A 23,552-nucleotide genomic window follows, 5' to 3' on the forward strand; every position below is an offset into this window, starting at 1 on the left:
GCGTCGGCCGGTCGTCAATACCGTGGAGCCATGAAAGTCCCCCGCCCGTGGGCGGCACGGGCCTGGCTCGACACGTCACACGTGATGATCGGGCTCCCGGTCGCCGCGGTGCTCGGCGCGCTGACGCTCGTCCTGGTCGTGTCGCCTCCCCTGCTGCCGCGCGGCCTGGCCTGGGCCACCGCCGTGCAGCGTTCCAGGTTCGAGGCGTTCCTGGACGCCCGCATCCCGCCCATGCCCGCCCCGACCGGCTGGCGCAGCCCCGCGACGTACCGGCAGATCGGCTACCACCTGCTGTCTCCCGTCGTGAGCCTGCCGGCGGCGATCCTGGTGGCGCTGGTGTGGGGCGGGGCGGTGGTGGGGTTGCTGGCGTTCCTGGCGCCGAAGATGCAGCCGCCTCCGCTGGAGTTCATGTTCGACCTCAGGGACAAGCGGGTCATGATGGCCTTCGTGGCGATCGGGCTCGCGTTGCTGCTGCTCGCCCCGGTCCTGGCGCGCGGCATGGCGGCGCTGGACCTGCTGGTCGCGCGTACGCTGCTCGGACCCAGCCGTACCGAGCTGGGGCAGCGGATCGAGACGCTGACCGAGAGCCGGGCGGGCGTGATCGACGCGGCCGACGCCGAGCGCCGCAGGATCGAGCGGGACCTGCACGACGGCGCGCAGCAGCGGCTCGTCTCGCTCGCCATGAACCTCGGCCTGGCCCGGGCCACCCTGACCGATCTGCCCGACCCGGCCCGCGAGGCCATCGAGCAGGCGCACGAGGAGGCCAAGCAGGCGCTCAAGGAGCTGCGCGACTTCGTCCGCGGCCTGCACCCGGCGGTGCTCAACGACCAGGGCCTGGACGCGGCGCTGTCCGGCGTCGCCGCCCGCGCGCCCTTCCCCGTCAAGCTCCGCGTCGACATCGAGCGGCGGACCACTCCCACCATCGAGGCGGTGGCGTTCTTCACCGTGTCGGAAGCACTGACCAACATCGCCAAGCACGCCGCGGCCACCAAGGCCGAGGTGCGCGTGCGACGCGAGGGCGACCGCCTGCACGTGCTCGTCTACGACGACGGCTGCGGCGGCGCGCGGCTGGACGGCGGCACCGGGCTGCGCGGCCTGGCGCAGCGCATCGACTCGGTCGACGGCTCACTCCGCCTGTCCAGCCCTCTGGGCGGCCCTACGACGATCGAGGTGGATCTGCCGTGCGAGTAGTGCTCGCCGAGGACTCCGTGCTGCTGCGCGAGGGTCTGATCAGGCTGCTGGACGCCGCCGGCCTGGAGGTCGTGGCGGCCGTGGACGAGGCGGAGGGGCTGCTGCGCGCGGCCGAGGAGCACCGTCCAGAGCTGGTGATCACCGACGTCAGGATGCCGCCCACGCACACCGACGAGGGGCTGCGGGCCGCGCTCGTGCTGCGCCGCCAGCAGCCGGGCCTGGCCGTCCTCGTGCTCTCCCAGTACGTCGAGGAGCGCTACGCCGCCCAGCTCCTCGCCTCGGCCGCGACCGGCGGCGTCGGCTATCTGCTGAAGGACCGGGTGGCGGACGTGGCCGAGTTCATCGACGCGCTGCGCAGGGTGGCCTCCGGCGGCACCGCGCTCGACCCCGAGGTGGTCGCCCAGCTCCTGCTGCGCGGCAACAGCGATCCGCTCGAACGGCTGACGCCCCGGGAGCACGAGGTGCTCCAGCTGATGGCGGAAGGCCGCTCCAACGCGGGCATCGGCCAGGCGCTGGTGCTCAGCGAAGGGGCGGTGGGCAAGCACATCGGCAACATCTTCACCAAGCTCGACCTGTCACCCGCCGAGGGCGACCACCGGCGCGTGCTCGCCGTCCTGCAGTTCCTCAAGATCAGGAGCCTGCCATGAGAGCGGTCTGGCTGACGGCGGGCACCGTGGTGACCGTGCTCGCGCTGTTGCTGTCCACGCTGCAGCTGTGGCGCGGCTTCGCCAGGGCCACGCCGCCGACGGACACCACCCAGCGATCCATCCCGTTCACCAAGAACAAGGTCCTGGTCAAGGCGGGCACGGGTGACGTGAGCCTGATCATCATGCCGGGCGTGGCCGGGGAGCTGCTGCTCGACAGGACACTGCGCTGGGCCAAGGATCGGCCGACCGTGACCGAGGACTGGGACGAGCGCACCGGGACCCTGCGGCTCGACGCGACCTGCCCGGGATCCGACCAGCCGGCCGGGCCGCTCTGCCGGGCCGACTACGTCGTCATGGTGCCGCCGGAGACCGACGTCGAGGCCAGCTCGACCCAGGGCGAGCTCGATGTCAGCAACCTGTTCGGCGACGTGCGCCTGACCTCCGTCTCCGGCTGGGTCCACGTCCAGAAGGTCTCCGGCGCCGTCTGGGCCAGGTCGGGCTCGGGCAATGTCAGGGCGGACATGCTCAAGGGCGGGCCGGCCGACGTGGAGGTCGGCTCAGGCGACGTGGACCTGTCGTTCACCACGATGCCGACCGCCGTCAAAGCCGTGGTCAGGACATCGGGAGACGTGAACGTGAACGTGCCCAGAGGCTCCTACGACGTGACCGTGGACGCCGACGAGTCCCTCATCGACGTCAGGCTCGACGCCACGTCCGATCGCAAGATCACCGCGAAGGCGCCGGGAGGGTCGGTGTCCATCTGCTGCAAGTGAGCCCGGCCCCTGGAGAGCGGAGATGGCGGAACCCGACGCCTGCCTTAAGGTCTGTTTACTCCTGTGACTGGTTGGTAAGTTCCCGGCATGGAGTCTGCGAAGCACGCCGGTGACGCCGCCGTCGCCGTGTCCAAGGCCTATGGCGTCGAGACCATGTTCACTCTGTCAGGAGGGCACGTCTTCCCGCTCTACGACGGGGCGGTGCACGAGGGCATGCGCATCCTCGACGTACGCCACGAGCAGAGCGCCGTCTTCGCCGCCGAGGCGACGGCCAGGCTGACCAGGAAACCTGGACTGGCCGTGCTGACGGCCGGGCCCGGCATCACCAACGGCGTCAGCGGGGTCGCGACCGCCCACTTCAACGGCTCCCCCGTGGTCGTCATGGGCGGCCGGGCCCCGCAGTCGCGCTGGGGCAGCGGCGCCCTCCAGGAGATGGACCACCCGCCGCTGCTAGAGCCGATCACGAAGCTGTCGTTCACCGCCGGCGACGCCGAGTCCGTCGGCCAGGACGTCGAGATGGCCTTCCGCACGGCCGTCGCGCCCCACCGCGGCCCGGTCTTCCTCGACGTCTACATGGATCACCTGTTCTCCCCCTCTCCCGTGCACGACGTGCAGACGCAGACGCCCTCGCCGTACGAGCCCGACCCCGACGACCTGGCCGGCATCGCGCGGCTGCTGGCCGAGGCGCAGCGGCCCGTGCTGGTGTACGGGTCCGACGTGTGGATGGACCGGGCCGAGGAGGCCGCGCGCGACTTCGCCGAGACCTGGCGGCTGCCGGTCATCCCCAACGGCCAGGGCCGCGGCATCCTGCCCGCCGGCCACGAGCTGCTCGTCACGAGGGCCCGCGGCCGCGCCTTCAACGAGGCCGACCTGGTGATCGTGGTGGGCACGCCGCTCGACTTCCGCCTCGGCTACGGCTGGTTCGGCGGCAAGGAGGGCGCGCCGCTGGCCCGCGTCGTGCACATCGCGGACGCGCCGTCTCAGCTGGCCACCCACATGCAGCCGGCCGCCTCCGCGGCGGGCGACCTGTCGGTGGTGTTCTGGAGCCTCGGCGCCGCCTGCGGGGACGCGGGGGTCAAGCCGGACGCGTACGCCTCCTGGGTGTCGAGGCTGTCGGAGAGCGCCGCGGCGGCCATCGCGGGCGACGCCGAGCTGCTGGCCTCCGGCTCCGACCCGATCCACCCCATGCGCGTGTACGGCGAGCTGGGCAAGGTCCTGGCCGAGGACGCCGTGGTGATCGGCGACGGCGGCGACTTCGTCTCCTACGCGGGCAAGTACGTCGAGCCGAGGCAGCCGGGCAACTGGCTCGACCCGGGCCCGTACGGCTGCCTGGGCACCGGCCTGGGCTACTCCATCGCCGCCCGCCTGGCCAGGCCCTCGTCCCAGGTCGTGCTGCTGCTCGGCGACGGCGCCGCCGGCTTCTCGCTGATGGACGTCGACACCCTCGTACGCCACCGCCTCCCGGTCGTCATGATCTGCGGCAACAACGGCATCTGGGGCCTGGAGAAGCACCCCATGCAGCTCCTGTACGGCTACGACGTGGCCGCGGAGCTGCAGCCGCAGTGCCGCTACGACCAGGTCGTGACCGCGCTGGGCGGCGGCGGCGAGCTGGTCACCAAGCCGTCGGAGATCGGGCCGGCGCTGCGCAGGGCGTTCGACTCGGGCATCCCGTACATGGTGAACATCGCGACCGACCCGCAGGTCGCCTACCCCCGCAACACCACGGGGGTGTGAGCGTACCTGCTACTTCTGTGTGGCGGTCGGGGTGGCGACCGGCGACGAGGTCTCGCAGACGCCGTCGACGACGATCAGTTTGACCGGCTTCGTCACTTCGAGCGCCACACCGCCGCTCGGCACCGTCTGCTGGACCTTGCCGCACGAGAGGCCGTTGGTGCTGGTGGTCTTGTCGTCGACGTGCACGTCGAAGCCGGCCGCCTGCACCCGGTCCTGGGCCAGCAGGAACGCCATCCCGACGACCTTGGGCACGAGCACCTTCTTGACGCTCGGCGTGGGCGAGCTCGACGGCGACTTGGTCGGCGTCTTCGTGGGCGAAGGCGTGGAAGAGGGCGTCTCCGTCGGCTCCTCCGTCTCCGTGGGCCTCGGTTTCGTGGTCGTCGGCCTGGGATCCGGCCGCGTCGTCACGGGATCGGGCGACTTGGACGGCCTCCTGGTCGGCGGCTTGCTCGTCTTGATCGTGTCCTCGGAGGCACCCGCGGGAACCTGGGTGACCGTCGGTGTGGGCTCGCCGGGGGTCATGCCCGTCAGCGCGACCGCGCCCGCGCCCACGCCGAGCACCACCGCGGCGGCCACGCCCGCGATCAGCCCGGTCCTGCGCGGCGCCTTCGCGGCGCGGCGGCTGCCCGCGCGCCGCTCGGCCACCGTCGTCTCCTCCGGCGACTGACGGCTCGGCGCCTGGTGCGCCCCCGTCTGGTACGCCTCCACCGGCGGCGCCATCGAGGCCCCGGTGGTCAGCGGCGGAACGGGCTCCTGCACGGCGGGCGCCTGCCCGCTCGCGATCGCCCGCGCGGCCTCGCTCATCGCCCTGGCCGTCGGGTAGCGCCTGGCGGGATCCTTCGACAGCGCGATCTCCACCAGCGTCCGGACCGCCGGGGGGATCTCGGCGGGCAGGGGTGGCGGAGCCTCCCTGATGTGCTTGAGCGCGATGGTGACCGCGCTGTCACCGTCGAAAGGCCGCTGGCCCACGAGGCATTCGTACGCGACCACGCCGAGCGCGTAGATGTCGACCGCCGGGGTCACAGGAGCGCCCTCGGCCTGCTCGGGCGCGCAGTAGGCGGCGGTGCCGAGCACCATGCCGGCGTCGGTGAGCCGGTTGGCCAGGTCGGAGCGTGCGATGCCGAAGTCGGTCAGCACCAGCGTGCCGTCGCGCTGGACGAGCAGGTTGCCGGGCTTGACGTCGCGGTGCACGATTCCCCGGTCGTGCACGGCTTGCAGCGCCGACGCGGCCTGCGCGATCAGCTCCATGGCCGCCTGCGGCGGGATCCTGCCCAGCCTGGCCAGCAGCCGGTCGAGCGGCTCGCCGTCCACGAACTTCATGACGAGGTAGACGGTGTCGCCGCTCACGCCGTAGTCGTAGACGTCCACGACGCCGGAGTGGTTGATCGTGGCCATCGCCCGGGCTTCCGCCTGGAAGCGCGCGACGAACCCGGGGTCCTCCATCCGGCCGGGAAGCAGCACTTTGACGGCGACGGTGCGCGCGAGCACGACGTCCTCGCCTCGCCACACCTCACCCATGCCACCGGCGCCGATGCGGGTATCCAGTCGATACCGCCCCGCCAGCGTCGTCCCTTGTGCCACCATGACGCCCCCGCTACCCCCCTACGTCCGTAACCTCTCTCACCCCGCGGTTCTCCAACAAAGCGAACTTGTGTCGCGGTGAGGTAACACAGTGGTCACGGAACTCAGAGAGTGTACGACTCACCTGTCCCACATGCCACTTAAATGCCCCAAGCCGTACAAAGCCTATCCTGAGCCCTTACGCCCGCACTTGTCCGCGTTTTCGGGAACCCAGGGGCCCTATTAGTAAGCTGCACCCCATGACGCTCGTGCCGGGTCTCCGCTCGCAAATTCTGATCATGGTCGAGATGGAGGACACCGCGAAGAGAGCGGGCAGCGGAGACGTGCCCGTGCTCGCCACGCCCCGCCTGCTCGCGCTGGCCGAGGCGGCGACCATGCGCGCCATCGAGCAGCACCTCGCGCCCGGCGAGACGTCCGTCGGCACCCGGGTCGAGATGGAGCACCTGGCGGCCAGCCCGCTGGGCAGGCACGTGCAGATCGGCGTGGAGCTCACGGAGGTCGACGGCCGGCGGCTGGTGTTCGCCTTCGAGGCCCATGACAAGCACACCGTCGTGGGCAAGGGCACCATCGAACGCGTCGTGGTCGACCGCGCGAAGTTCCTCGCTCGCGCTACTCGATGACGGCGATCAGGTCGCCTTCCTGGATCACGTCGCCCTCGGCCACCTTGAGCTTGGACACGGTGCCGTCGTCCTCGGCCAGCACCGGGATCTCCATCTTCATCGACTCGAGGATGACCAGCGTGTCGCCGTCGGAGACGGTGTCACCCTCGCTGACGACGACCTTCCAGACGTTCGCCACCATCTCAGCGCGTACCTCAGCCACCGGAACTCCCCTCGTTCAATGATCTAACAATGTCATGCGGTCCAGGCGCGCATCCGCGCGACCAGACCCGTGTCGTAGTCGCCAGTGACGAACTCCGCGTTCTCCAGCAGCTCCGCACAGAATGGCAGGTTGTTCTTGGGCCCTTCTACTGCGAACTCGGCGACAGCCTTGCGCCCTTTCTCCAGGGCGTCGTCGCGGCTCTCCCCGTGGACGCACAGCTTGGCCATCAACGGATCGTAGAACGGGGTCACCGTGTTACCGGCTTCGTAGCCTGAATCCACGCGCACGCCGTCGATGGACGGCTCCTCCCACACCGAGATCTTGCCAGGACCCGGGAAGAACCGCTGAGGATCCTCCGCATAGACCCGGAACTCGATCGCGTGCCCCCGGGCGACCGGCCGTACCTCGGGGCTCTCCCCCGCCGCGACCCGGAGCTGCAGCTCCACCAGGTCGAGCCCGGTCACCAGCTCGGTGACGGGATGCTCCACCTGCAGCCTGGTGTTCATCTCCAGGAACACGAAGTCCTGCTCGTCGGCGTCGACCAGGCACTCGACGGTGCCCGCGCCCAGATAGCCGACGGCCTCGCCGGCTCGCACGGCGGCGGCCAGCATGCGCTCGCGCAGCTCGGCGGTGATGCCGGGGGACGGCGACTCCTCGACGACCTTCTGGTGGCGCCGCTGCACCGAGCAGTCGCGCTCGCCCAGCGCCACGACCCGGCCGTCCGGCAGGCCCAGGATCTGCACCTCGACGTGGCGTGCCCGCTCGATGTAGCGCTCCAGCAGCACGGCGGGACCGTCGAGCGCGTCGCCCGCCGTCCCCGCGAACCTGGCGGCCGCCCGCGCCGCCTGCTCGTACGCCTTGGCCAGGCCCTCGTCGTCGTGCGCCACGCTCATGCCGATGCCACCGCCGCCGCCCGCGGTCTTGACCATGACCGGGTAGCCGATGACGTCGGCGGCTTTCAGCGCCAGCGACAGGTCGGTGACCGGCTCGCGGGTGCCCGCGGCGACCGGCACGCCGGCGGCCTCCATGAGGTTGCGGGCGTTGATCTTGTCGCCCATCCGGTCGATCGCCTCGGGCGCGGGCCCGATCCACACCATCCCGGCGTCGATCACCGCTCTGGCGAACGCGGCGTTCTCCGCGAGGAACCCGTAACCCGGGTGAATCGCCTTCGCGCCGGTCGCGCGGGCCGCCTCCAGCACCTTGCCCGCGTCCAGGTAGCTCTGCGCGGGATGTGCCGGGCCGATCAGCACGGCCTCGTCGGCCTCGCGGACGAACGGCAGATCGGCGTCGGCCTCGGAGTAGACGGCGACCGCACGCAGGCCCATGCGCTGGACCGTGCGGATGATCCGCCGCGCGATCTCCCCTCGGTTGGCGATCAGAACGGGTCCGAGCGTCTCAATAAGCACCCGCCCACCCTATGACCGCCGCCGCCTCGATCCCGTTCCCCGAAACCACCGATCCGAGGATCACGATCTGTAGGAACCCCACAAAACCAAGGCGGAGGAACCAGGACGGATCGCAGGCCGGCTTGTACAGATCAGCCGCGACCCCGGTCGATCACCCGCGCGAGCGCCTCCAAGGCGTGCCCGTCGTAAGCACTGCCCGAGGAGAACCTGATCCGCTCCAGCGCCGCCCCCGCCCGGTCGCGGTCGGTGGACGGGCCCACCAGGTCGTCGTAGGCGTTGGCGACCTTGATGATGCGGCTCGACAGCGGCGGATCGTCGGTGATCGGGTCGCACTGGCGCCTGACCACCTCGGCCACCCGGTCGAGCACGCCCGTCTGCCTGATCACCTCCGCGCCCAGCTCGGCGATGCGGCGGGCCTGCTCGGGCTCGGTGAGCACGGTGGCGCCGCCGGGGATCGGGTCACGCAGCGAGAGCTGGCCGATGTCGTGCATCAGCGCGGCGTACTCCAGCTCCAGCAGCTCCGGCTCGGCCATGCCCAGCTCCCTGCCGACGGCCACGGCCAGCCGGCTGACCCGGCGCGAGTGGCCGGGCTCGACGTAGCCGCCGACCTCCGTGACCCGGGACAGGGCGCGTACGGTCTGCAGGTAGGTCGCGCGGATCCCGGCGTATTTCCTGAAGGCCACCTGCGTGACCAGCAGCGGCGCGGCGAACACCAGCAGCGCCACCAGATCCATGCTGTGCGTGGCCAGCGCGAGCAGCACCCCGGACGAGGCCACCGCCGCGCCCAGCGGGAAGGCCATGTTGATCTCGTCGCGCACGGCCACCCTGAACGCCGTGCGGACCTGCTCGGCGCGCAGCAGCGCGGCGATCAGCACGTCGATCAGTAAGGTGACCGCGATGAGCGTCACCATCACCGCGAGCGCGGGCCACCAGGTGCTGGTCGGCGGCTTGGTGAGCAGATAGAGCGAATCGGTCAGCGGCCGGAAGGCGAAGGCCAGCAGCGCGCCGGTGAGCAGGCGGCGAGCCATCGCGTCGAGCCGCGGCGGCCGGCCGACCGCCAGGTGCGGGAGCGCTCCCGCCAGCATGCCGACGGCGATCACCGCGACGACCTGCAGCGCGGAGTGGCGCAACTGGTTCTGGCTCAGGTCGAGCAGCAGCGTGTAGCCGAGGGCGGCGGCGGCCCCGATCGGCGCGACCTCCCTGTTGCCCGGCATGGTCAGCCTGGCCAGCTCGCCGACCGCGATCAGCGCCCCGAACCCGACCGCGATCTCCGGATCGACGAGCCCGACGGCGGCGGTGTGGGCGATGCCCGCGACCGCGACCAGCCCGGCCGCGCAGATGAGCAGGAGCTGGCCGGAGTCGAGCCGGCGCAGGACCGTGTGCAGGGATCCGTCGGTACGTCTGGCGCGCTCTGTGGCGGTCATTGGCCGGTCACGACCTCGATGGGCATGGTGGGGTCGTCATGGTCCTTGATCGGGGTCTCGGTGGCCTCGGGCGGTGGCGGATCGACGCGGCGCGGCGGCTGCCACGGCTCGTGCTCCAGCGCCCGGATGAAGGCCGCCACCATGACGGGGTCGAAGTGAGTGCCCGCGGTCTTGCGGAGCTCGTCGATGGCCTCCGGCACGGGCCGCGCGCCGCGGTAGGAGCGGTCGGAGGTCATCGAGTCGAACGCGTCGGCCACCGCGATGACCTTCGCGAACTCGGGGATCTCGTCGCCGGCCAGCCCCATCGGGTAGCCGGTGCCGTCGTGGCGCTCGTGGTGGTGCATGATCCCGGCGTACGCCTCGTCGAGGAAGCCGATGCCGCGCACGATCTCCAGCCCGCGCATCGGGTGGAGCTGGATCGCGGCGAACTCCTCCTCGGTGAGCGGCCCGTTCTTCTGCAGCACCTTGGTGGGCACGCCGAGCTTGCCGACGTCGTGCAGCATGCCCGCGTAGCGGATCGCCCGCACCCGCTCCAGCCCCATGCCGATCTCCTGCGCGATCATGGAGGAGGCGAGCGAGACGCGCGTGCAGTGGCCCCTGGTGTAGTAGTCCTTGGTCTCCACGGCCTGGCACAGGGCGGCGATGGTGGCGTCGTAGGAGCGCTGCTGGGCGTGATATTGGCCGAACGCCCACCGCGCCACGAAGAGCGGCAGCAGCACCAGCACCGCCGAGATCGACTGCACCGTCGCCCACAGCCCGGCCACCAGCAGCCCGAACGTGCCGTAGCCGAGATAGGACAGCAGGAACTGGGCCATGCCGCGCATCGGCACCTCGGTGGCCCGCACCTTGGTGGCCAATCCGATCATGGTCAGCGTGAGCACGATGTTGAGCGGCACGAAGACGGCCGTGGCCGCGGCGTACGGGCCGATCAGGTCGTCGAACGCGTTGACCTGCGGCACGCCGACCCGGCCGTCGAGCGCTTCGTACAGCAGCCCGGCCGCGTAGCCGCAGATGGCGAACTGCGCGCCGTTGAACAGCCGCTTGATCAGCGGCAGCCCCGGCCGCACGCTCAGCACGGCGGTGAGCCCCACCAGCGCCGCGCCCTCCGGCCCGATCAGCACGACCGCGGCCAGCGAGGCGGAGAAGCTCACCGACACCGCGAACTGCTCGACGTTGAGCAGCGTCGGCATCGACTCGCACACCAGGAACAGCAGCGCGAGGACCAGCAGGACATCCAGGTCCGCCGGGGCCACGGGGCCGCCGGAGACGATCACGCTGCGTACGATGAGAGCGGCCGCCGCGCCGATCACGGCGACCAGATAGACCCTTGCAGGCCACGGCAGATCACGCATTGCGGCCCCCTACGGTGTTCAGGTCCAGGACACCCCGGGCGGAACCGCTGCGCCGGCCGGCATGACCACCGGAGTGATCAGCACGACGGCCACGAGCAGCCGGGCGACCATAACCTTCAACATCCACATGCCTCCACGTCGACTTCTGGGGTTCACGCTACAGAAGACGACGTGGTCGTATGGGCTTAGTCGGAAATCGCAAGCAAAGCGTAATCAACCAACTACTTGCCGCGACGGCCCGCCGCCCACTCGACGGTCCGCTTGACCCCGGTCGGCAGATCGGTGCGCGGCTGCCAGCCGAGCCCGTCGTGCGCGGGCACCGGATCGACGGCCATCGCGGGCAGGTCGCCGGCGCGCGGCGGCGCGAACCCCGGCTTGTCCTGCGCGCCGGCCGCGTCGGCGATCAGCGCGTGCAGCCGGCGGTCGGTGGTCTGGATGCCGGTGCCGAGGTTGAACCGGCGGCCGTCGCCGTCCTGCCCGCACGCCCGGACGAAACCGTCGACCACGTCGTCGACGAAGACGTAGTCGCGGGTCTGGGTGCCGTCGCCGTACAGGACCGTGGGCGTGCCGCCGAGCAGCGCGTCGGTGAAGATCGCCACCACCCCGGCCTCGCCCTCGGGCGACTGGCGCGGGCCGTAGACGTTGGAGAGCACGAGTGTGGTGTATTCGATGCCGTGCAGCGCGCGGAACGTGGCGAGGTAGGTCTCGCCGCTCAGCTTCGAGGCCGCGTACGGCGAGCGCGGGTCGGTGGCCGCGTCACCAGGCACGGGAATCGTCGTCGGCCGCCCGTAGACGGCCACGGACGAGGCGAACACCACCTTGCGCGTGTGGCCCTGCTGGGCGGCGGTCAGCACGGCCGCGGTGCCCTCGACGTTGATCCGCGCGTCGCGCACCGGGTCGGCGACGCTCTTGCGGACGCTGATCTGCGCGGCCAGATGGCAGATCACCTCCGGCCGCAGCCTCGTCACCAGGCCGATCAGCGCGGGATCCAGCACGTCGAGCTCGTGCAGCCGGAAACGCTCGCTCTGGCCGGCCTGCGCCAGGTTGGCCCTGTCTCCGGAGGACAGATCGTCGACCACGTCCACCTCGTGCCCGTCGGCCAGCAGGCGATCGACGAGATTGGACCCGATGAACCCGGCACCCCCGGTGACCATGACGCGCATGGGGTGAATCCTAGTCGGCCAGCTCCGACCTCACCTGCGCGATGCGGGCCAGCACCTTGGAGCGCAGATCCGCCGGGATCGGGTCGCACCCGCAGTGCTTGGCCACGAGCGCCTTGACCGCCTTGTCCAGGTCATATTCCTTCAGACAGGGACTGCACTCGTCGAGATGGACGCGGATCTCGACGACGGCGCCCTCGGTGAGCTCGCCGTCGAGATAGGCGTAGACCCTGTCCAGAACTTCGCGACAGTCGGTGTCATGTGGGTTGCCACAGCTCATTTCGATCCCTCCGCCGGGACCAGGCCACGCCCGCGAGCATAATCCTCAAGGAGGCCCCGCAGCTGCCTTCGTCCCCTGTGCAGCCTCGACATCACGGTGCCGATCGGAGTGCCCATGATGTCGGCGATCTCTTTATAGGGGAAGCCTTCGACATCGGCCAGATAGACCGCGATCCTGAACTCCTCAGGCAGGGCCGCGAGGGCCTGCTTGATGTCGCCGTCAGGGAGGTGCTCCAGCGCCTCGACCTCGGCCGACTTCAGTCCGCTCGACGTGTGGGACTCGGCTCGCGCGAGCTGCCAGTCCTCGATCTCCTCGGTGCCGGACTGCTTCGGCTCACGCTGCTTCTTGCGGTAGCTGTTGATGAAGGTGTTCGTCAGGATCCGGTAGAGCCACGCCTTGAGGTTGGTGCCCTGCTGGAACTGATGGAACGATGCGAACGCCTTGGCGAAGGTCTCCTGGAGCAGGTCCTCCGCGTCCGCGGGATTTCGGGTCATCCGGAGCGCGGCGGAGTAGAGCTGTTCGAGATACGGCATGACGTCGCGCTCGAATCGCTCGCTGCGCTGCTCCAGCGTCTCCGCGCCTGTCGCGGGCACCGGACCCACCCCCCTAAGATCACCGGTGGCCGGCTGTGGCGGAACACCGTACTCAGGGGAGGATACCCGCTGGCCCGTGACCAGTCGGTCAGCGGGTTGGGGGCTGAGCAATGTGAGCATGCTCGTCGCAACACGCCCGCGCCCTTGTCTGTTCCCGCAAGATAGAAGGTACGAAGGAGCCGGTGCGGGGAACGTCAATACGTACCGGCTGGTAGCCCTTTTCCCGGAACCCAGGAGTCGCGTGTGCTGCCCATTCCGGCCGAGGAACTGAACGGCTCAGGGACGCTCGGGCCGTACTGGACCTTCTACCGCGCCGTCGCCGCCGAACAACTCAACCGATGGCTTCCCGCTGAGCCCTCTGTGATCCTCGACCTGTCCGGCGGCCGCGGGCGGTGGTCCGGTCAGGCGGCCAAGGCGGGGCACCGGGTGATCGAGGTCCTCGACTTCCGCAGGACGGTCGACGGGCAGTCGCGGCTGCGGGACGCCGACCGCGTCCGCCACGTGCGCGCGGACGATCTGGCGTTCCTGCCCGACGCGAGTGTGGACGCGGTGCTGGCCGAGGAGCGCGTGATGTCGATCGAGCTGATGGCCGAGTCGGCCATGAGCGACGTGGCCAGGGTGCTGCGTCCCGGCGGCCGGGCGCTGGTGTGCGTCGACTCGCTGGTGCTCGGCATGGCCATCCTCGCCGAGCAGGAGCAGTGGCAGCACCTGCGGCAGACCGGCGAGGTGATGCTCGTGCCGTGGCCGGACGGCAGCATCACCCGGTGCTTCAGCAGCGGGCAGCTGCGCGAACTGCTGATGGGCGCGGGGCTCGAGGTGGAGTGGATGCGGCCGCGCACGGTGCTGTCTCCGTCCACGGTCGACCACGTGCTCGGGTCCGACACCCGGTCACTGACCTGGCTCGTACGCACGGAGCTCGAGGCCCATCCCGACGACGACGACACGGTCGGCATCCATCTGGTGGCCAGCGCCCGTAAGTGCTGAGCCGGGTGACCCGCGTGAGCCGGGCGGCCGCCGTTCTTCGTGTCCGGCGGCGTTCGGCGCTCACTGCGGCGCAGGGGGTCCGCCGGTCTTTATCGGCGGCTGGTCCTTATCGGCGGCGTTCGCGCTTGCCCTGGCACCCGACGCAGCGCGAAGCCTCTGGGCGAGCCTCCAGCCGGCCCTCCGGCACCGGCTTCTCGCAGTCGACGCACCTGCCGTACACGCCTTCTTCGACGCGCTTGATGGCTTCGATCACGGCGCGGCGCTGTGCCGTGGCCACGGTCAGCATGGCCTGGACGCGATCGGCGTCGGTCAGATCGGAGCCGGCGTCGGCCGCCGAGTGCTCACGTACGGCGACGGGGTCGCCTTGGAGGACCCCGATCGAACGATCCAGTTCCGCGAGCATGTCTTCCAGCCGCTCACGAGCGGTCGCGACGTCCACGAATCCGCACCTCCGGGTAAATGAGGGCAGCCCGCGGCAAGGACTCCCCGGTTGTCCCGCCCGGTGCAATTTAGGGGGCATTCCTGGCGGTGACACCGAGTAAACGGATGCATCGCTTTCCTCACCGGATGCCCACTTACTGTGGTTCTTACACCTTTAGGAAAGTGCGGTTTCCTCCCCTTCCGGTAGCGGTTTGATGAGGTCGGGGCCGTTGTTCCGGACGTTGTTGACATCGGTGGAGACCTCGTACGCCGTGAGCCGTCCCGCCTCGGCGGGCACCAGCAGCCCGGAGGCCTGGGCGGTGTCGGTGAGCTTGGGATCGAGCCATTCGGCCCAGCGGTCGCGCTCGATCATCATGGGCATCCTGTCGTGGATGCGGCCCAGCTCGTCCTCGGCGTCGGTGGTGATGACGGTGCAGGTCACCAGCCATTTGAGTGGGTCGTCGTCGTCGCGCGACGGGTCTTTCCAGAACTCGTACAGGCCTGCCATGGCCAGCACCCCGCCGTCTTCGGGATGAATGAAGTACGGCTGTTTCTTCTTCTTTTCGCCTTCGACCGGCATCCATTCGAAATAACCGTCGGCAGGGAGGAGGCACCTGCGCTTGGCGAACGCCTGGCGGAACGACGGCTTCTCGGCCAGCGTCTCCGCCCTGGCGTTGATCAGCCGCGAGCCGATCGACGGGTCCTTGGCCCAGGCGGGCACGAGGCCCCATTTCACGATCCTGAGCTGGCGCACCGCCCGCTCGGCCTCTTTGGGCACGCGGCTGAGGACGGCGTAGACGTTCTTGGTCGGCGCCACGTTGAAGTCGGCGCCGAGCTCCTTGTCGGGGTCGCCGTCGAGCTCGACCTCGAACTCCTCCAGGAGCTCGTGCTTCTTGCGCGCCGAGGCGTATCTACCGCACATGACCCCACACTGCCATGTCCGGCATTCGATCGCATGTTTCGGTCACATGCGCCGCCCAGGCGCGACCCGCCGGCGTCATCCACGGCGCGACCCGCCGGCGTTGTCCACAGGCAGCGCGCCCGCGACAGGCGTCATCCACAGGCTGTGATCCCGCCCCACCCCGCCCAGTAGTCTTTGACCATGCCCGCTCCGCACTGGCCCGCCCCGACGGCGACCGCTCCGGTCACCGCCACCGTCGCGCTGCCCGGCTCCAAGTCGGTGACCAACCGCGCGCTGCTCCTCGCCGCGCTCGCCGACGGACCCGGCACCGTGCGCCGGGCGCTGCGCAGCCGCGACGCGGACCTGATGGCGTCGGCGCTGCGCGCACTGGGCGCCACGCTGGTGGCCACCGGCGAGACCGCCGCCGGAGTCGACTGGCGGGTGACACCCGGGCCGATCCGCGGCGGCGCGAGCATCGACGCCGGGCTGGCGGGCACGGTGATGCGGTTCGTCCCGCCGATGGCCGCCCTGGCCGACGGACCCGTCTTCTTCGACGGCGACCCGCACGCCCGCAAGCGCCCGATGGGCCCCATCCTCGACGCCCTGCGCGCGCTGGGGGCGCGGATCGACAACGACGCCCTGCCGTTCACCATCACCGGCCCCCTGACGGGCGGGGAGGTCACGCTCGACGCCTCGGGCTCGTCGCAGTTCGTCTCGGGCCTGTTGCTGACGGCCGCACGCTTCGAGAAGGGCGTCACGATCCGCCACGTGGGCCCGCCGGTGCCCTCGCAGCCGCACATCGAGATGACGGTGCAGATGCTCAGGGCGGCGGGCGTCACCGTGGACGACGGGGAACGCGACGTGTGGCGCGTCCAGCCAGGCCCGATCGCGGCCAGGGACATGACGGTGGAGCCCGACCTGTCCAACGCGGCCCCGTTCCTGGCGGCGGCGCTCGTCACGGGCGGCACGATCACGATCCCCTCATGGCCCGTGCACACGACCCAGGCCGGCGACGCCCTGCGCGGCCTCCTGACCGCCATGGGCGCCACGATCACCCGCTCCCCCTCCACCACCGACGCCCCCCACCCGGCCAACCGGCCGGAAGCCCACCCCACCGGCCAGCCCGGAGCCCACGCCCACCCCACCGGCCGGCCCGGAGGCGAGGCCGGCCCGGACACCACCGACCTCGTGGTCACGGGCTCTGGTGTGATCACCGGCATCGACGCCGACCTCCGCGACGTGGGCGAGCTGACCCCGACGATCGCCGCCCTGGCGGCACTGGCGACCACGCCGAGCCGCATCCGCGGGGTGAGCCACCTGCGCGGCCACGAGACCGACCGCCTGGCCGCGCTCGCCACCGAGATCAACCGTCTCGGCGGCGACGCGGAGGAGACCGACGACGGCCTCATCATCCGCCCCCGCCCGCTGCACGGCGGCACCTTCCACAGCTACGACGACCACCGCATGGCCACGGCAGGCGCCGTGATCGGCCTCGCGGTGCCCGGCGTGGCGGTGGAGAACATCGCGACGACCGCCAAAACGCTGCCCGAATTCGTGCAGATGTGGACGGCGATGCTGGACACCCCGTGACCGCCACCCAGGACTTCGACGCACTGCGGGACCTCGACCCGCTCCGGGACCTCCACACGCCGCAAAGCGCCCGCGCACCGCACGACCTCGGCCCACGACAGGACGTCCACGCACTGCGAGACCTCCACACATCGCAAAGCGCCTGCGCACCGCAAGGCGTCCGCACGCCGTATGACCGCGTCCCACGACGCGACCTTCGCGCACTGCGGGACCTCCAGGCATCGCCTGAGTCGCACGCACAGCCCCAGTCCAAAGCACGGCCTGAGTCTTGCCCGCTGCGAGGGCTTCGACCGCTGCCGGAGCTCCGCCCGCCGTGGGAGTCCCGGTCGTCCCGGGACGTCCGGGCGTTGTGTGGGAGCGGCGCCGGGCCCCATCCTGCCGGGAATGGCGGGTTTCGCGGGGGACGCGCCGGGCATTTCGGGGAGGGGCGGCACGCGCTGACACGCTGGCGCCCGCATGGCGACGAAGAGGTTCACCGACGCGACGCCACCCGCTCAGTCCCGGGTGACGGCCGAGACACCGGGCGGCATGACATGGGCCGGCCGCCCACCGCAGTGCAGCACGTAGACAGCCAGAGCGAGCCCAGGTGGTTCGCGCCGTCACCGATGCCGACCGGCGGAGAGCCCCGCCGGATCGCCGCGGCGACAAGGAAGTGCGCCCAAGGACCGCAGAGGGGAAGCGAGCGTATGGGAGCAGACCGCTGAGAAAGCGGGAATACGACGAGGACGACGTACGGGTCAGGCCGGGCAAGGGCTCCAGGCCGCGGACCCGGATTCGTCCTGCGCACGAGGATGCCGTCCAAGGGTTCGTGGTGGCCGTTGACCGCGGCCGCTACACGACGCTGGTCGAGCCGGAGCCCCCCAAGGGCTCGGCTCAGAAGCGCAAGCAGCGGCGCCTGGTGGTCGCCATGAAGGCACGCGAGCTGGGCCGTAAAGGCATCGTCGTGGGCGACCGGGTGGCCCTGGTCGGCGACGTCTCGGGCGAGCCCGACGCGCTGGCCAGAGTGGTGCGGGTCGAGCCCCGTACCTCGATGCTGCGCCGCTCGGCCGACGACACCGAGGACACCGACGGCATCGAACGCCCGGTCGTGGCCAACGCCGACCAGCTCGTCATCGTGACCGCGCTGGCCGACCCGCCACCCCGGCCCCGCATGATCGACCGGATCCTGGTGGCGGCCTTCGACGCGGAGATCGAACCCCTGCTCTGCCTCACCAAGTCCGACCTGGCCCCGCCCACCGGCCTGCTCGCCCTGTACGAGCCCCTGGGCGTGCCGCACCTCGTCGTGCACAAGGGCGGCTCACTGGACGAGCTGCGCGATCATCTGACCGGCCGCATCAGCGTCCTGGTCGGGCATTCGGGTGTCGGCAAGTCGACCCTGGTCAACGCCTTGGTGCCCGATGCCAACCGCGCGGTCTCGCAGGTCAACGCGGTGACCGGACGGGGCCGCCACACCTCCACCTCGGCCGTGGCGCTGGAGCTGCCGGAGGGCGGCTGGATCATCGACACGCCGGGGGTCCGCAGCTTCGGTCTGGCCCATGTGTCCGTGGAGACGGTGCTGGCCGCGTTCCCCGACATGATCGAGGTCACGGTCAACTGCCCCAAGGGCTGCAACCACCTCGGCGACGGCTGCGCCCTGGACGCCTGGGTGGCGGAAGGGAAGGCGGACCACGCCCGGCTCGAGTCCCTGCGCCGCCTCCTGTCCAGCCGCGAAGGCACCCTCGACGACACCGCCCCATCCCACCTGGCCGACTGAGCCCACCCCAGTCCGGCCGGGACCGAAGGGAACCGGCCGGTGGGAGACCCTCAGGGGCGGTTGAGGCGGAGGGTCCAGGAGACCGTCAGGGGCCGAGGGTCCAGGAGACCGTCAGGGGCGGTTGGGGCGGAGGGTCCAGGTGACGGTCAGGGCGGAGACCAGGGTGCCCTCGGCGTTCTTGATGTCCACCGCCACCCCGAACTCCGGCCGCTCCCCCGCGTCCAGCCTGTCCACCACGTCCTGCCGGGTCGCCAGCAGGACGGCCTCAGCCCGTACCTCGCCCTTGGCCAGTTTTCTGAAGTCGATCGTCGCCGTGGTCGGCAGCGGCACCGCGCGGCCGAGCTGGTCGCCGAAGGCGGACAGCATGGCCGCGCCCGAGGCCGACTCGGCCAGCGTGAAGAGCGCGCCCGCGTGCGGGCCCGCCACATGGTTGTGCAGGTCCGAGCGATCGGGCAGGCGACACGTGGCCCGGCCGTCTCCCACCGACTCGAACGTGATGCCCAAAGTGCGGGCGAACGGGACCATTTCCAGCAGCAGAGCACCGACATCCAGCGACATGACGGACATGCTACTGGCGAGTAACCCAAACGGGAGTTACCAGAAAGGAGTCGAAGGTGACTGATGTTCGGGATGCGCGGCACGATAGCGTGGGCGATCGTGCAGGGTTATACCGATGATCTTCGCCTCGCTCATGTCATGGCGGACGCCGCCGATGACCTGACCATGCGGCGGTTCAAGGCGGTCGACCTGAAGGTCGACACCAAGCCCGATCTGACCCCGGTCAGTGACGCCGACCGCACGGTGGAGGAGGCCATCCGGGGCACGCTGCGCCGCGCCAGACCGCGGGACGCGGTCGTCGGCGAGGAGTTCGGCAAGACCGGCTGGGGTGCCAGGTCCTGGATCATCGACCCCATCGACGGCACGAAGAACTACGTGCGCGGCGTCCCCGTCTGGGCGACGCTGATCGCGCTCATGGAGTACGGCAAGGTCGTCGTCGGCGTGGTGTCCGCCCCCGCGATCGGCCGCCGCTGGTGGGCGGCGACCGAGGGCGGCGCGTGGACGGGCAAGAGCCTGACCAAGGCGTCCAGGATGCGCGTCTCCTCCGTGACCGCCCTGGAGGACGCGTCGTTCTCCTACTCCAGCTTCGGCGGCTGGGAGAAGACCGGCAAGCTGGACAACTTCCTCGACCTCGGCCGGGCCTGCTGGCGCACCAGGGCGTACGGCGACTTCTGGTCGCACATGATGGTCGCCGAGGGCTCGGTGGACCTGTCCGCCGAGCCCGAGCTGTCGCCGTGGGACATGGCGGCGCTGACGGTGATCGTCGAGGAGGCCGGCGGCGTCTGGACCGACGTCGCCGGGGTGAAGGGCCTGGAGGGCGGCAGCCTCGTCTGCACGAACGGCTCCCTGCACGACGAGGTCATCGCCCGCCTCAACGGCACCATCGTCCTCTAGGAGCCTCTAGGAGCGGGGGCGCAGGAGCCCGGCCCGCTCCCGGATGGCGGCGGTGGCGGCGTTCAGGTCGTGTTCATCCTTGTACGTGACATTCCCCTCGTACGTGACCCCGCTCGGCGGATCGTCGTGCCCCACCGGGTCGGCGTCCCAGAAGTTCCCCCGGTAGACGACGTTCTCCAGCGGCGGCCCGACGTGCAGGACGGAGGTGTTGTCCGCGCGCATGACGACGTTCGCCTCGACCGTCAGCCATGCGGCCCCGTAGTCGGTGTAGAGCCCGAAGTTGTACGCCGTCCTGGTGTCCTTGATGACATTGCCCTGGACCAGGCCCTGGTTCTCCCACGAGTCGCCCTGCGGCCCCGACAGGTAGACGCCGCCCCCGTCGGCCAGCACCTTCATGGTGTCCACCGTGAGGTTGCGCAGGACCCGCACGCCCTCCGACGGCCCCACGACGATCCCGCAATGGGGCACGTCCGTGATCTCGTTGTGCGCGATGGTGCAGCTCCGTGTGCCCGTCACCGTGATCCCGGGCGATCCGGAGTACTCGAGCCCGATGCGGCGGACCCGGTTGTCCTCGATCACCGCCCCCACGCCGCCGGAGACGGTCACGCCCACCGCCGAGAGCGTGTCGAAGTCGCACCCGCGCACCACGAGACCCTCGCCGCCGGACACGCCCAGCGCGGAGCTGCCCAGCCGGGTGAACCGGCATCCCTCGATCTTCACCCCGGCCGGGTCCTCGAACCGTACAGAGGAGGGGATGGACGCCGACGCGGCCGGGTACGTCACCGAGGCCCCTTCGCCGATGACCGCGACCTCCACGCCGCCGCCCTCGTAGTAGCCGCTGCCGTGATAGTGCAGGAAGCCCTCAGGACGGCTCGGACGCAACCAGGTGGCCTCGGCGAACACCAGGCCTCTGAACGACACGTCCCGCGCCCCCACGGCGCTCAGCAGCGTCTCCAGGACCGGCGCGACCACTCTGGTGCGCTCGGGGTCCTCGCCGGGCCGGGGCAGGTACAGCAGGACGTGCCGGCCGGGGCGCGAGCGGTCGAGCACGAAGGTGCCCGGCTCGGTGAGGAAGCTCGGGTCGTTCTCGATGCTGGTGGGCAGCCCGGGGCCGTGGGTCGTCTGGCCTTCCCACGTGGCGGCGTACAGCTCCATGGCCCACCCGAAGGCCGGCTGCACCATGGTGATCACGGTCGCGCCGTCGCCAGAGGGGGAGACGGTGGCCACGCCGCAGCGGGCCTCGGTCCAGGGGTAGACGCCCCGGTAGACGAACTCGACGTCACCGGGGCTGCGCCATTCGCGCGGTCCTGCGCTGTCCGTGACGTAACCCGTCTCGGTCATGCTCACCTCGCCGGGCAGCCCCGGGATGGCGGCGCGTTCGGCCCTGCGGCCGTCCACGTAGAGCTGGCGGGTGTCGAGGTCGCCGACGTCGGCCGCCCAGACGCCGTCCCGCTCCCGCCAGCCCGTGATCGGCCGGCCGCCGCTCACCACGGCCTCCTCCTGCTCGGAGGTGCCGTAGCCGTACGCCTGGTAGACGACCCCCGAGTCGGCTTCGGTGAGCTCGAACGGCCTGGTCAGCGTATGAGTGCCGCCCCGGAGCTGGACGACGACGTCACCGGTGGCCGCACGGGCGGCGGCACGGGCGCGCTCTATCGTGGCGAACGGACGCTCAGCGGAGCCTGGCCCCGAATCGTCCCCCGAAGGCGCGACATGGAACTGGAACATCTCAACCACCTTTGCTGTTTATGCCGTACACGTAGTAGTACACCATAAACAAGGAGGACGCTAAATGACGAGCGGGAAAGCCGGGGATCCCGATCACGGGGTCGAGCTCCTGTGGCGCGGCGCGGAGCCCGAGCCGCGGCCGGGCCTGAGCCTGGGCAGGATCGTGCGCACCGGGATCGAGCTCGCCGACGCGGACGGCCTGGAGGGCCTGTCGATGCGCAAGGTCGCCGACCGGCTCGGCTTCACGACCATGTCGCTCTACCGCCACGTCCCCGGCCGCGACCAGCTCGTCGACCTGATGCGCGACGAGGTCCTGGGCGAGCACGAGGCCGGCCGCTCCGGGGCGGACGGCGAGGACCCGCCCGGATCCGGCTGGCGGCCACGGCTGGAGGCCTGCGCCAGGCAGGCATGGCAGATCTACACGCGACACCCCTGGCTGGCCGAGGTACGCGGCAGCCGCCACCTGCCGGGCCCCAACGCCATCGCCCACTACGACTACATGCTGGGCACCCTCGTCGGCACCGCGCTCACCCCGTCCGAGGTGATCGCCGTCGCCAACCTGGTCGGCCGCTTCGTCAACGCGGAGGCCCTGCTGCTGATCGAGACCCGGCGCGAGGAGCGGCGCAGCGGCGTCTCGGAGGAGGAGTGGTGGGGCGCCCGCGACTCCCTGTACGAACGGCTCGACCGCTACCCCACGCTCTCCTACCTCTGGGAGTCGGGCGGCTGGGACCACCCGGAGGACTCCTTCGAGTTCGGCCTGCGCCGCACACTGGACGGCATCGAGGCACTCATTCGACATCGTGATGAAACGCGTGACGAAACGAAGCTCTGCGAGGAGTGCGGCACCGAGCTGGAGCCCGTACCGTCCGGCCGTCCCCGCGTCTACTGCTCACGCGCCTGCCAGCAACGCGCCTACCGCAAGCGCAAGTCCGCCTAAAGGGCGAGCACCCGCCGGACCGCGTTCATCAACGCGTCCCGATACCCGCCCCCGTACAGCACTACGTGCACCAGCAGCGGATGCAACTGATGCAGCGGCACCCGCCTGCGCCAGCCCTCGGCGAGCGGCCACTCCTCCTGATACGCCCCGAGCACCCGGTCCAGGTACGGCAGCCCGAACAGCGCCAGCATCGCCAGATCGGTCTCCCGATGCCCTCCATGCGCAGCGGGGTCGATCAGCACCCCGGACCCGCCGGACCACAGCACGTTCCCGCTCCACAGGTCCCCGTGGATCCGCGCGGGCGGCTCCGGCGGCCCCGCGACCTCGGCGAACCGTTCCACCGCCCGCTCGACGACGGCCACGTCCCGCGCGGGCAGCCGCGCCTGACGGAGGAACGGCAGCACCCGCCGCGAGCCGTAGAACTCCGGCCAGCCGGCGACGGGCGAGTTGTCCATCGGCAGCTCGGCGATGAACCCGGGCCACGGCGCCCCGAAGCTCCCGGCCCCCGCGCGGTGCAGCCGGGCCAGCGACCGCCCGAACCGCTCGGCCGCCACAGCGCCCGGCGCCTCCTCCGCCACCCAGGACAGCACCAGCCGATCAGGCCCGGCCTCGATCACCTCGGGCACCGCGATCGCCTCGCCCAGCCACCGCAGCCCAGCCGCCTCAGCAGAAAAAGCCCCAGAAGAAGACACCTCGGAAGCAAACACCTCAGAGTCGACTGCGATCTTCGCGAACACCTCGCGCCCGTCGTCGAGCACCGCCCGCTGCAGCCGCCACCCATGTGACGCCCCCAGATCCGCGACGACCCTCATCGCGATCGGCCCCAC

The 23,552-nt window shown here is 70.8% G+C and carries 23 protein-coding genes; 10 read left to right on the top strand and 13 right to left on the bottom strand.

Annotated features, from left to right (window positions below; translation table 11 throughout):
• The first annotated feature begins 30 nt into the window (after nucleotides 1-30).
• From ABEA43_RS26505 to ABEA43_RS26520, 4 genes are all read left to right on the top strand, one after another.
• Complete coding sequence (locus ABEA43_RS26505) at nucleotides 31-1,191, top strand: sensor histidine kinase (protein ID WP_345565855.1); 1,161 nt, start codon at nucleotides 31-33, stop codon at nucleotides 1,189-1,191.
• Nucleotides 1,182-1,838 (top strand): response regulator transcription factor, encoded by a 657-nt coding sequence (locus tag ABEA43_RS26510; RefSeq protein WP_345565857.1) that lies wholly within the window; start codon nucleotides 1,182-1,184, stop codon nucleotides 1,836-1,838. Before ABEA43_RS26505 ends, ABEA43_RS26510 begins: the two co-directional genes overlap by 10 nt.
• Nucleotides 1,835-2,611 (top strand): DUF4097 family beta strand repeat-containing protein, encoded by a 777-nt coding sequence (locus tag ABEA43_RS26515; RefSeq protein WP_345565859.1) that lies wholly within the window; start codon nucleotides 1,835-1,837, stop codon nucleotides 2,609-2,611. The genes ABEA43_RS26510 and ABEA43_RS26515 overlap by 4 nt, the downstream gene beginning before the upstream one ends.
• Nucleotides 2,612-2,698: 87 nt before the next feature.
• Nucleotides 2,699-4,345, top strand: a complete 1,647-nt coding sequence (locus ABEA43_RS26520; RefSeq protein WP_345565861.1) for an acetolactate synthase — start codon at nucleotides 2,699-2,701, stop codon at nucleotides 4,343-4,345.
• Nucleotides 4,346-4,354: 9 nt separating this feature from the next.
• Here ABEA43_RS26520 and ABEA43_RS26525 read toward each other — a convergent pair whose 3' ends face one another.
• Nucleotides 4,355-5,929, bottom strand: a complete 1,575-nt coding sequence (locus ABEA43_RS26525) for a protein kinase domain-containing protein (RefSeq protein ID WP_345565863.1) — start codon at nucleotides 5,927-5,929, stop codon at nucleotides 4,355-4,357.
• Between the two features lie 236 nt (nucleotides 5,930-6,165).
• On the opposite strand from ABEA43_RS26525, the gene ABEA43_RS26530 reads away from it, so the two are divergent.
• The gene (locus tag ABEA43_RS26530) at nucleotides 6,166-6,546 is read left to right on the top strand and encodes a thioesterase family protein (RefSeq protein ID WP_345565865.1); all 381 of its coding nucleotides are present in this window, start codon (nucleotides 6,166-6,168) and stop codon (nucleotides 6,544-6,546) included.
• Here ABEA43_RS26530 and ABEA43_RS26535 read toward each other — a convergent pair.
• The 7 genes from ABEA43_RS26535 to ABEA43_RS26565 form a co-directional block, all read right to left on the bottom strand.
• Nucleotides 6,536-6,748, bottom strand: coding sequence for a biotin/lipoyl-binding carrier protein (locus ABEA43_RS26535; protein ID WP_345565867.1), 213 nt, complete (start codon nucleotides 6,746-6,748; stop codon nucleotides 6,536-6,538). The genes ABEA43_RS26530 and ABEA43_RS26535 overlap by 11 nt on opposite strands.
• Before the next feature lie 32 nt (nucleotides 6,749-6,780).
• Nucleotides 6,781-8,154, bottom strand: coding sequence for an acetyl-CoA carboxylase biotin carboxylase subunit (locus tag ABEA43_RS26540; protein ID WP_345565868.1), 1,374 nt, complete (start codon nucleotides 8,152-8,154; stop codon nucleotides 6,781-6,783).
• Between the two features lie 131 nt (nucleotides 8,155-8,285).
• Nucleotides 8,286-9,578, bottom strand: coding sequence for an HD-GYP domain-containing protein (locus ABEA43_RS26545; RefSeq protein ID WP_345565870.1), 1,293 nt, complete (start codon nucleotides 9,576-9,578; stop codon nucleotides 8,286-8,288).
• Nucleotides 9,575-10,930, bottom strand: coding sequence for an HD-GYP domain-containing protein (locus ABEA43_RS26550; RefSeq protein ID WP_345565872.1), 1,356 nt, complete (start codon nucleotides 10,928-10,930; stop codon nucleotides 9,575-9,577). The genes ABEA43_RS26545 and ABEA43_RS26550 overlap by 4 nt, the downstream gene beginning before the upstream one ends.
• A gap of 221 nt (nucleotides 10,931-11,151) precedes the next feature.
• A complete protein-coding gene (locus ABEA43_RS26555) occupies nucleotides 11,152-12,093 on the bottom strand; it encodes an NAD-dependent epimerase/dehydratase family protein (RefSeq protein WP_345565873.1) in 942 nt (313 codons plus the stop codon).
• A gap of 10 nt (nucleotides 12,094-12,103) precedes the next feature.
• Entirely contained in the window at nucleotides 12,104-12,370 is a 267-nt protein-coding gene (rsrA, locus tag ABEA43_RS26560; protein ID WP_345565874.1) for a mycothiol system anti-sigma-R factor, read from the bottom strand.
• Nucleotides 12,367-12,972: a sigma-70 family RNA polymerase sigma factor gene (locus tag ABEA43_RS26565; RefSeq protein ID WP_345565875.1), complete on the bottom strand. Its 606-nt coding sequence runs from the start codon at nucleotides 12,970-12,972 to the stop codon at nucleotides 12,367-12,369. Before ABEA43_RS26565 ends, rsrA begins: the two co-directional genes overlap by 4 nt.
• A 234-nt stretch (nucleotides 12,973-13,206) precedes the next feature.
• Between ABEA43_RS26565 and ABEA43_RS26570 the strand changes: the two genes are divergently transcribed.
• Nucleotides 13,207-13,947: a class I SAM-dependent methyltransferase gene (locus tag ABEA43_RS26570; RefSeq protein ID WP_345565876.1), complete on the top strand. Its 741-nt coding sequence runs from the start codon at nucleotides 13,207-13,209 to the stop codon at nucleotides 13,945-13,947.
• Between the two features lie 106 nt (nucleotides 13,948-14,053).
• Here ABEA43_RS26570 and ABEA43_RS26575 read toward each other — a convergent pair whose 3' ends face one another.
• Complete coding sequence (locus ABEA43_RS26575) at nucleotides 14,054-14,386, bottom strand: TraR/DksA family transcriptional regulator (RefSeq protein WP_345565878.1); 333 nt, start codon at nucleotides 14,384-14,386, stop codon at nucleotides 14,054-14,056.
• A gap of 156 nt (nucleotides 14,387-14,542) precedes the next feature.
• The gene (locus ABEA43_RS26580) at nucleotides 14,543-15,289 is read right to left on the bottom strand and encodes an SOS response-associated peptidase (RefSeq protein WP_345565879.1); all 747 of its coding nucleotides are present in this window, start codon (nucleotides 15,287-15,289) and stop codon (nucleotides 14,543-14,545) included.
• 180 nt (nucleotides 15,290-15,469) lie between these two features.
• Between ABEA43_RS26580 and aroA the strand changes: the two genes are divergently transcribed.
• Together aroA and rsgA are read left to right on the top strand one after the other, a co-directional pair.
• A complete protein-coding gene (aroA, locus tag ABEA43_RS26585; protein WP_345565880.1) occupies nucleotides 15,470-16,858 on the top strand; it encodes a 3-phosphoshikimate 1-carboxyvinyltransferase in 1,389 nt (462 codons plus the stop codon).
• Nucleotides 16,859-17,558: 700 nt separating this feature from the next.
• Nucleotides 17,559-18,611, top strand: coding sequence for a ribosome small subunit-dependent GTPase A (rsgA, locus tag ABEA43_RS26590; protein WP_345565923.1), 1,053 nt, complete (start codon nucleotides 17,559-17,561; stop codon nucleotides 18,609-18,611).
• Between the two features lie 111 nt (nucleotides 18,612-18,722).
• On the opposite strand, the gene ABEA43_RS26595 is transcribed toward rsgA, so the two are convergent.
• Nucleotides 18,723-19,169, bottom strand: a complete 447-nt coding sequence (locus ABEA43_RS26595; RefSeq protein ID WP_425570369.1) for a DUF4442 domain-containing protein — start codon at nucleotides 19,167-19,169, stop codon at nucleotides 18,723-18,725.
• A gap of 63 nt (nucleotides 19,170-19,232) precedes the next feature.
• Between ABEA43_RS26595 and hisN the strand changes: the two genes are divergently transcribed.
• The gene (gene hisN, locus ABEA43_RS26600) at nucleotides 19,233-20,063 is read left to right on the top strand and encodes a histidinol-phosphatase (RefSeq protein WP_345565884.1); all 831 of its coding nucleotides are present in this window, start codon (nucleotides 19,233-19,235) and stop codon (nucleotides 20,061-20,063) included.
• Nucleotides 20,064-20,069: 6 nt separating this feature from the next.
• Here the strand turns inward: hisN and ABEA43_RS26605 are convergent, their stop codons facing one another.
• On the bottom strand, nucleotides 20,070-21,788 hold the full coding sequence (locus ABEA43_RS26605) for a right-handed parallel beta-helix repeat-containing protein (RefSeq protein WP_345565886.1): 1,719 nt from the start codon (nucleotides 21,786-21,788) through the stop codon (nucleotides 20,070-20,072).
• 64 nt (nucleotides 21,789-21,852) lie between these two features.
• Between ABEA43_RS26605 and ABEA43_RS26610 the strand changes: the two genes are divergently transcribed.
• Nucleotides 21,853-22,725: a TetR/AcrR family transcriptional regulator gene (locus ABEA43_RS26610; protein WP_345565888.1), complete on the top strand. Its 873-nt coding sequence runs from the start codon at nucleotides 21,853-21,855 to the stop codon at nucleotides 22,723-22,725.
• Here the strand turns inward: ABEA43_RS26610 and ABEA43_RS26615 are convergent.
• Nucleotides 22,722-23,537: a fructosamine kinase family protein gene (locus ABEA43_RS26615; RefSeq protein WP_345565890.1), complete on the bottom strand. Its 816-nt coding sequence runs from the start codon at nucleotides 23,535-23,537 to the stop codon at nucleotides 22,722-22,724. The genes ABEA43_RS26610 and ABEA43_RS26615 overlap by 4 nt on opposite strands.
• Between the last annotated feature and the right edge of the window lie 15 nt (nucleotides 23,538-23,552).

Origin of the sequence: Nonomuraea rosea, assembly GCF_039539705.1 — a bacterium.
Classification (GTDB): Bacteria; Actinomycetota; Actinomycetes; order Streptosporangiales; family Streptosporangiaceae; genus Nonomuraea; species Nonomuraea rosea.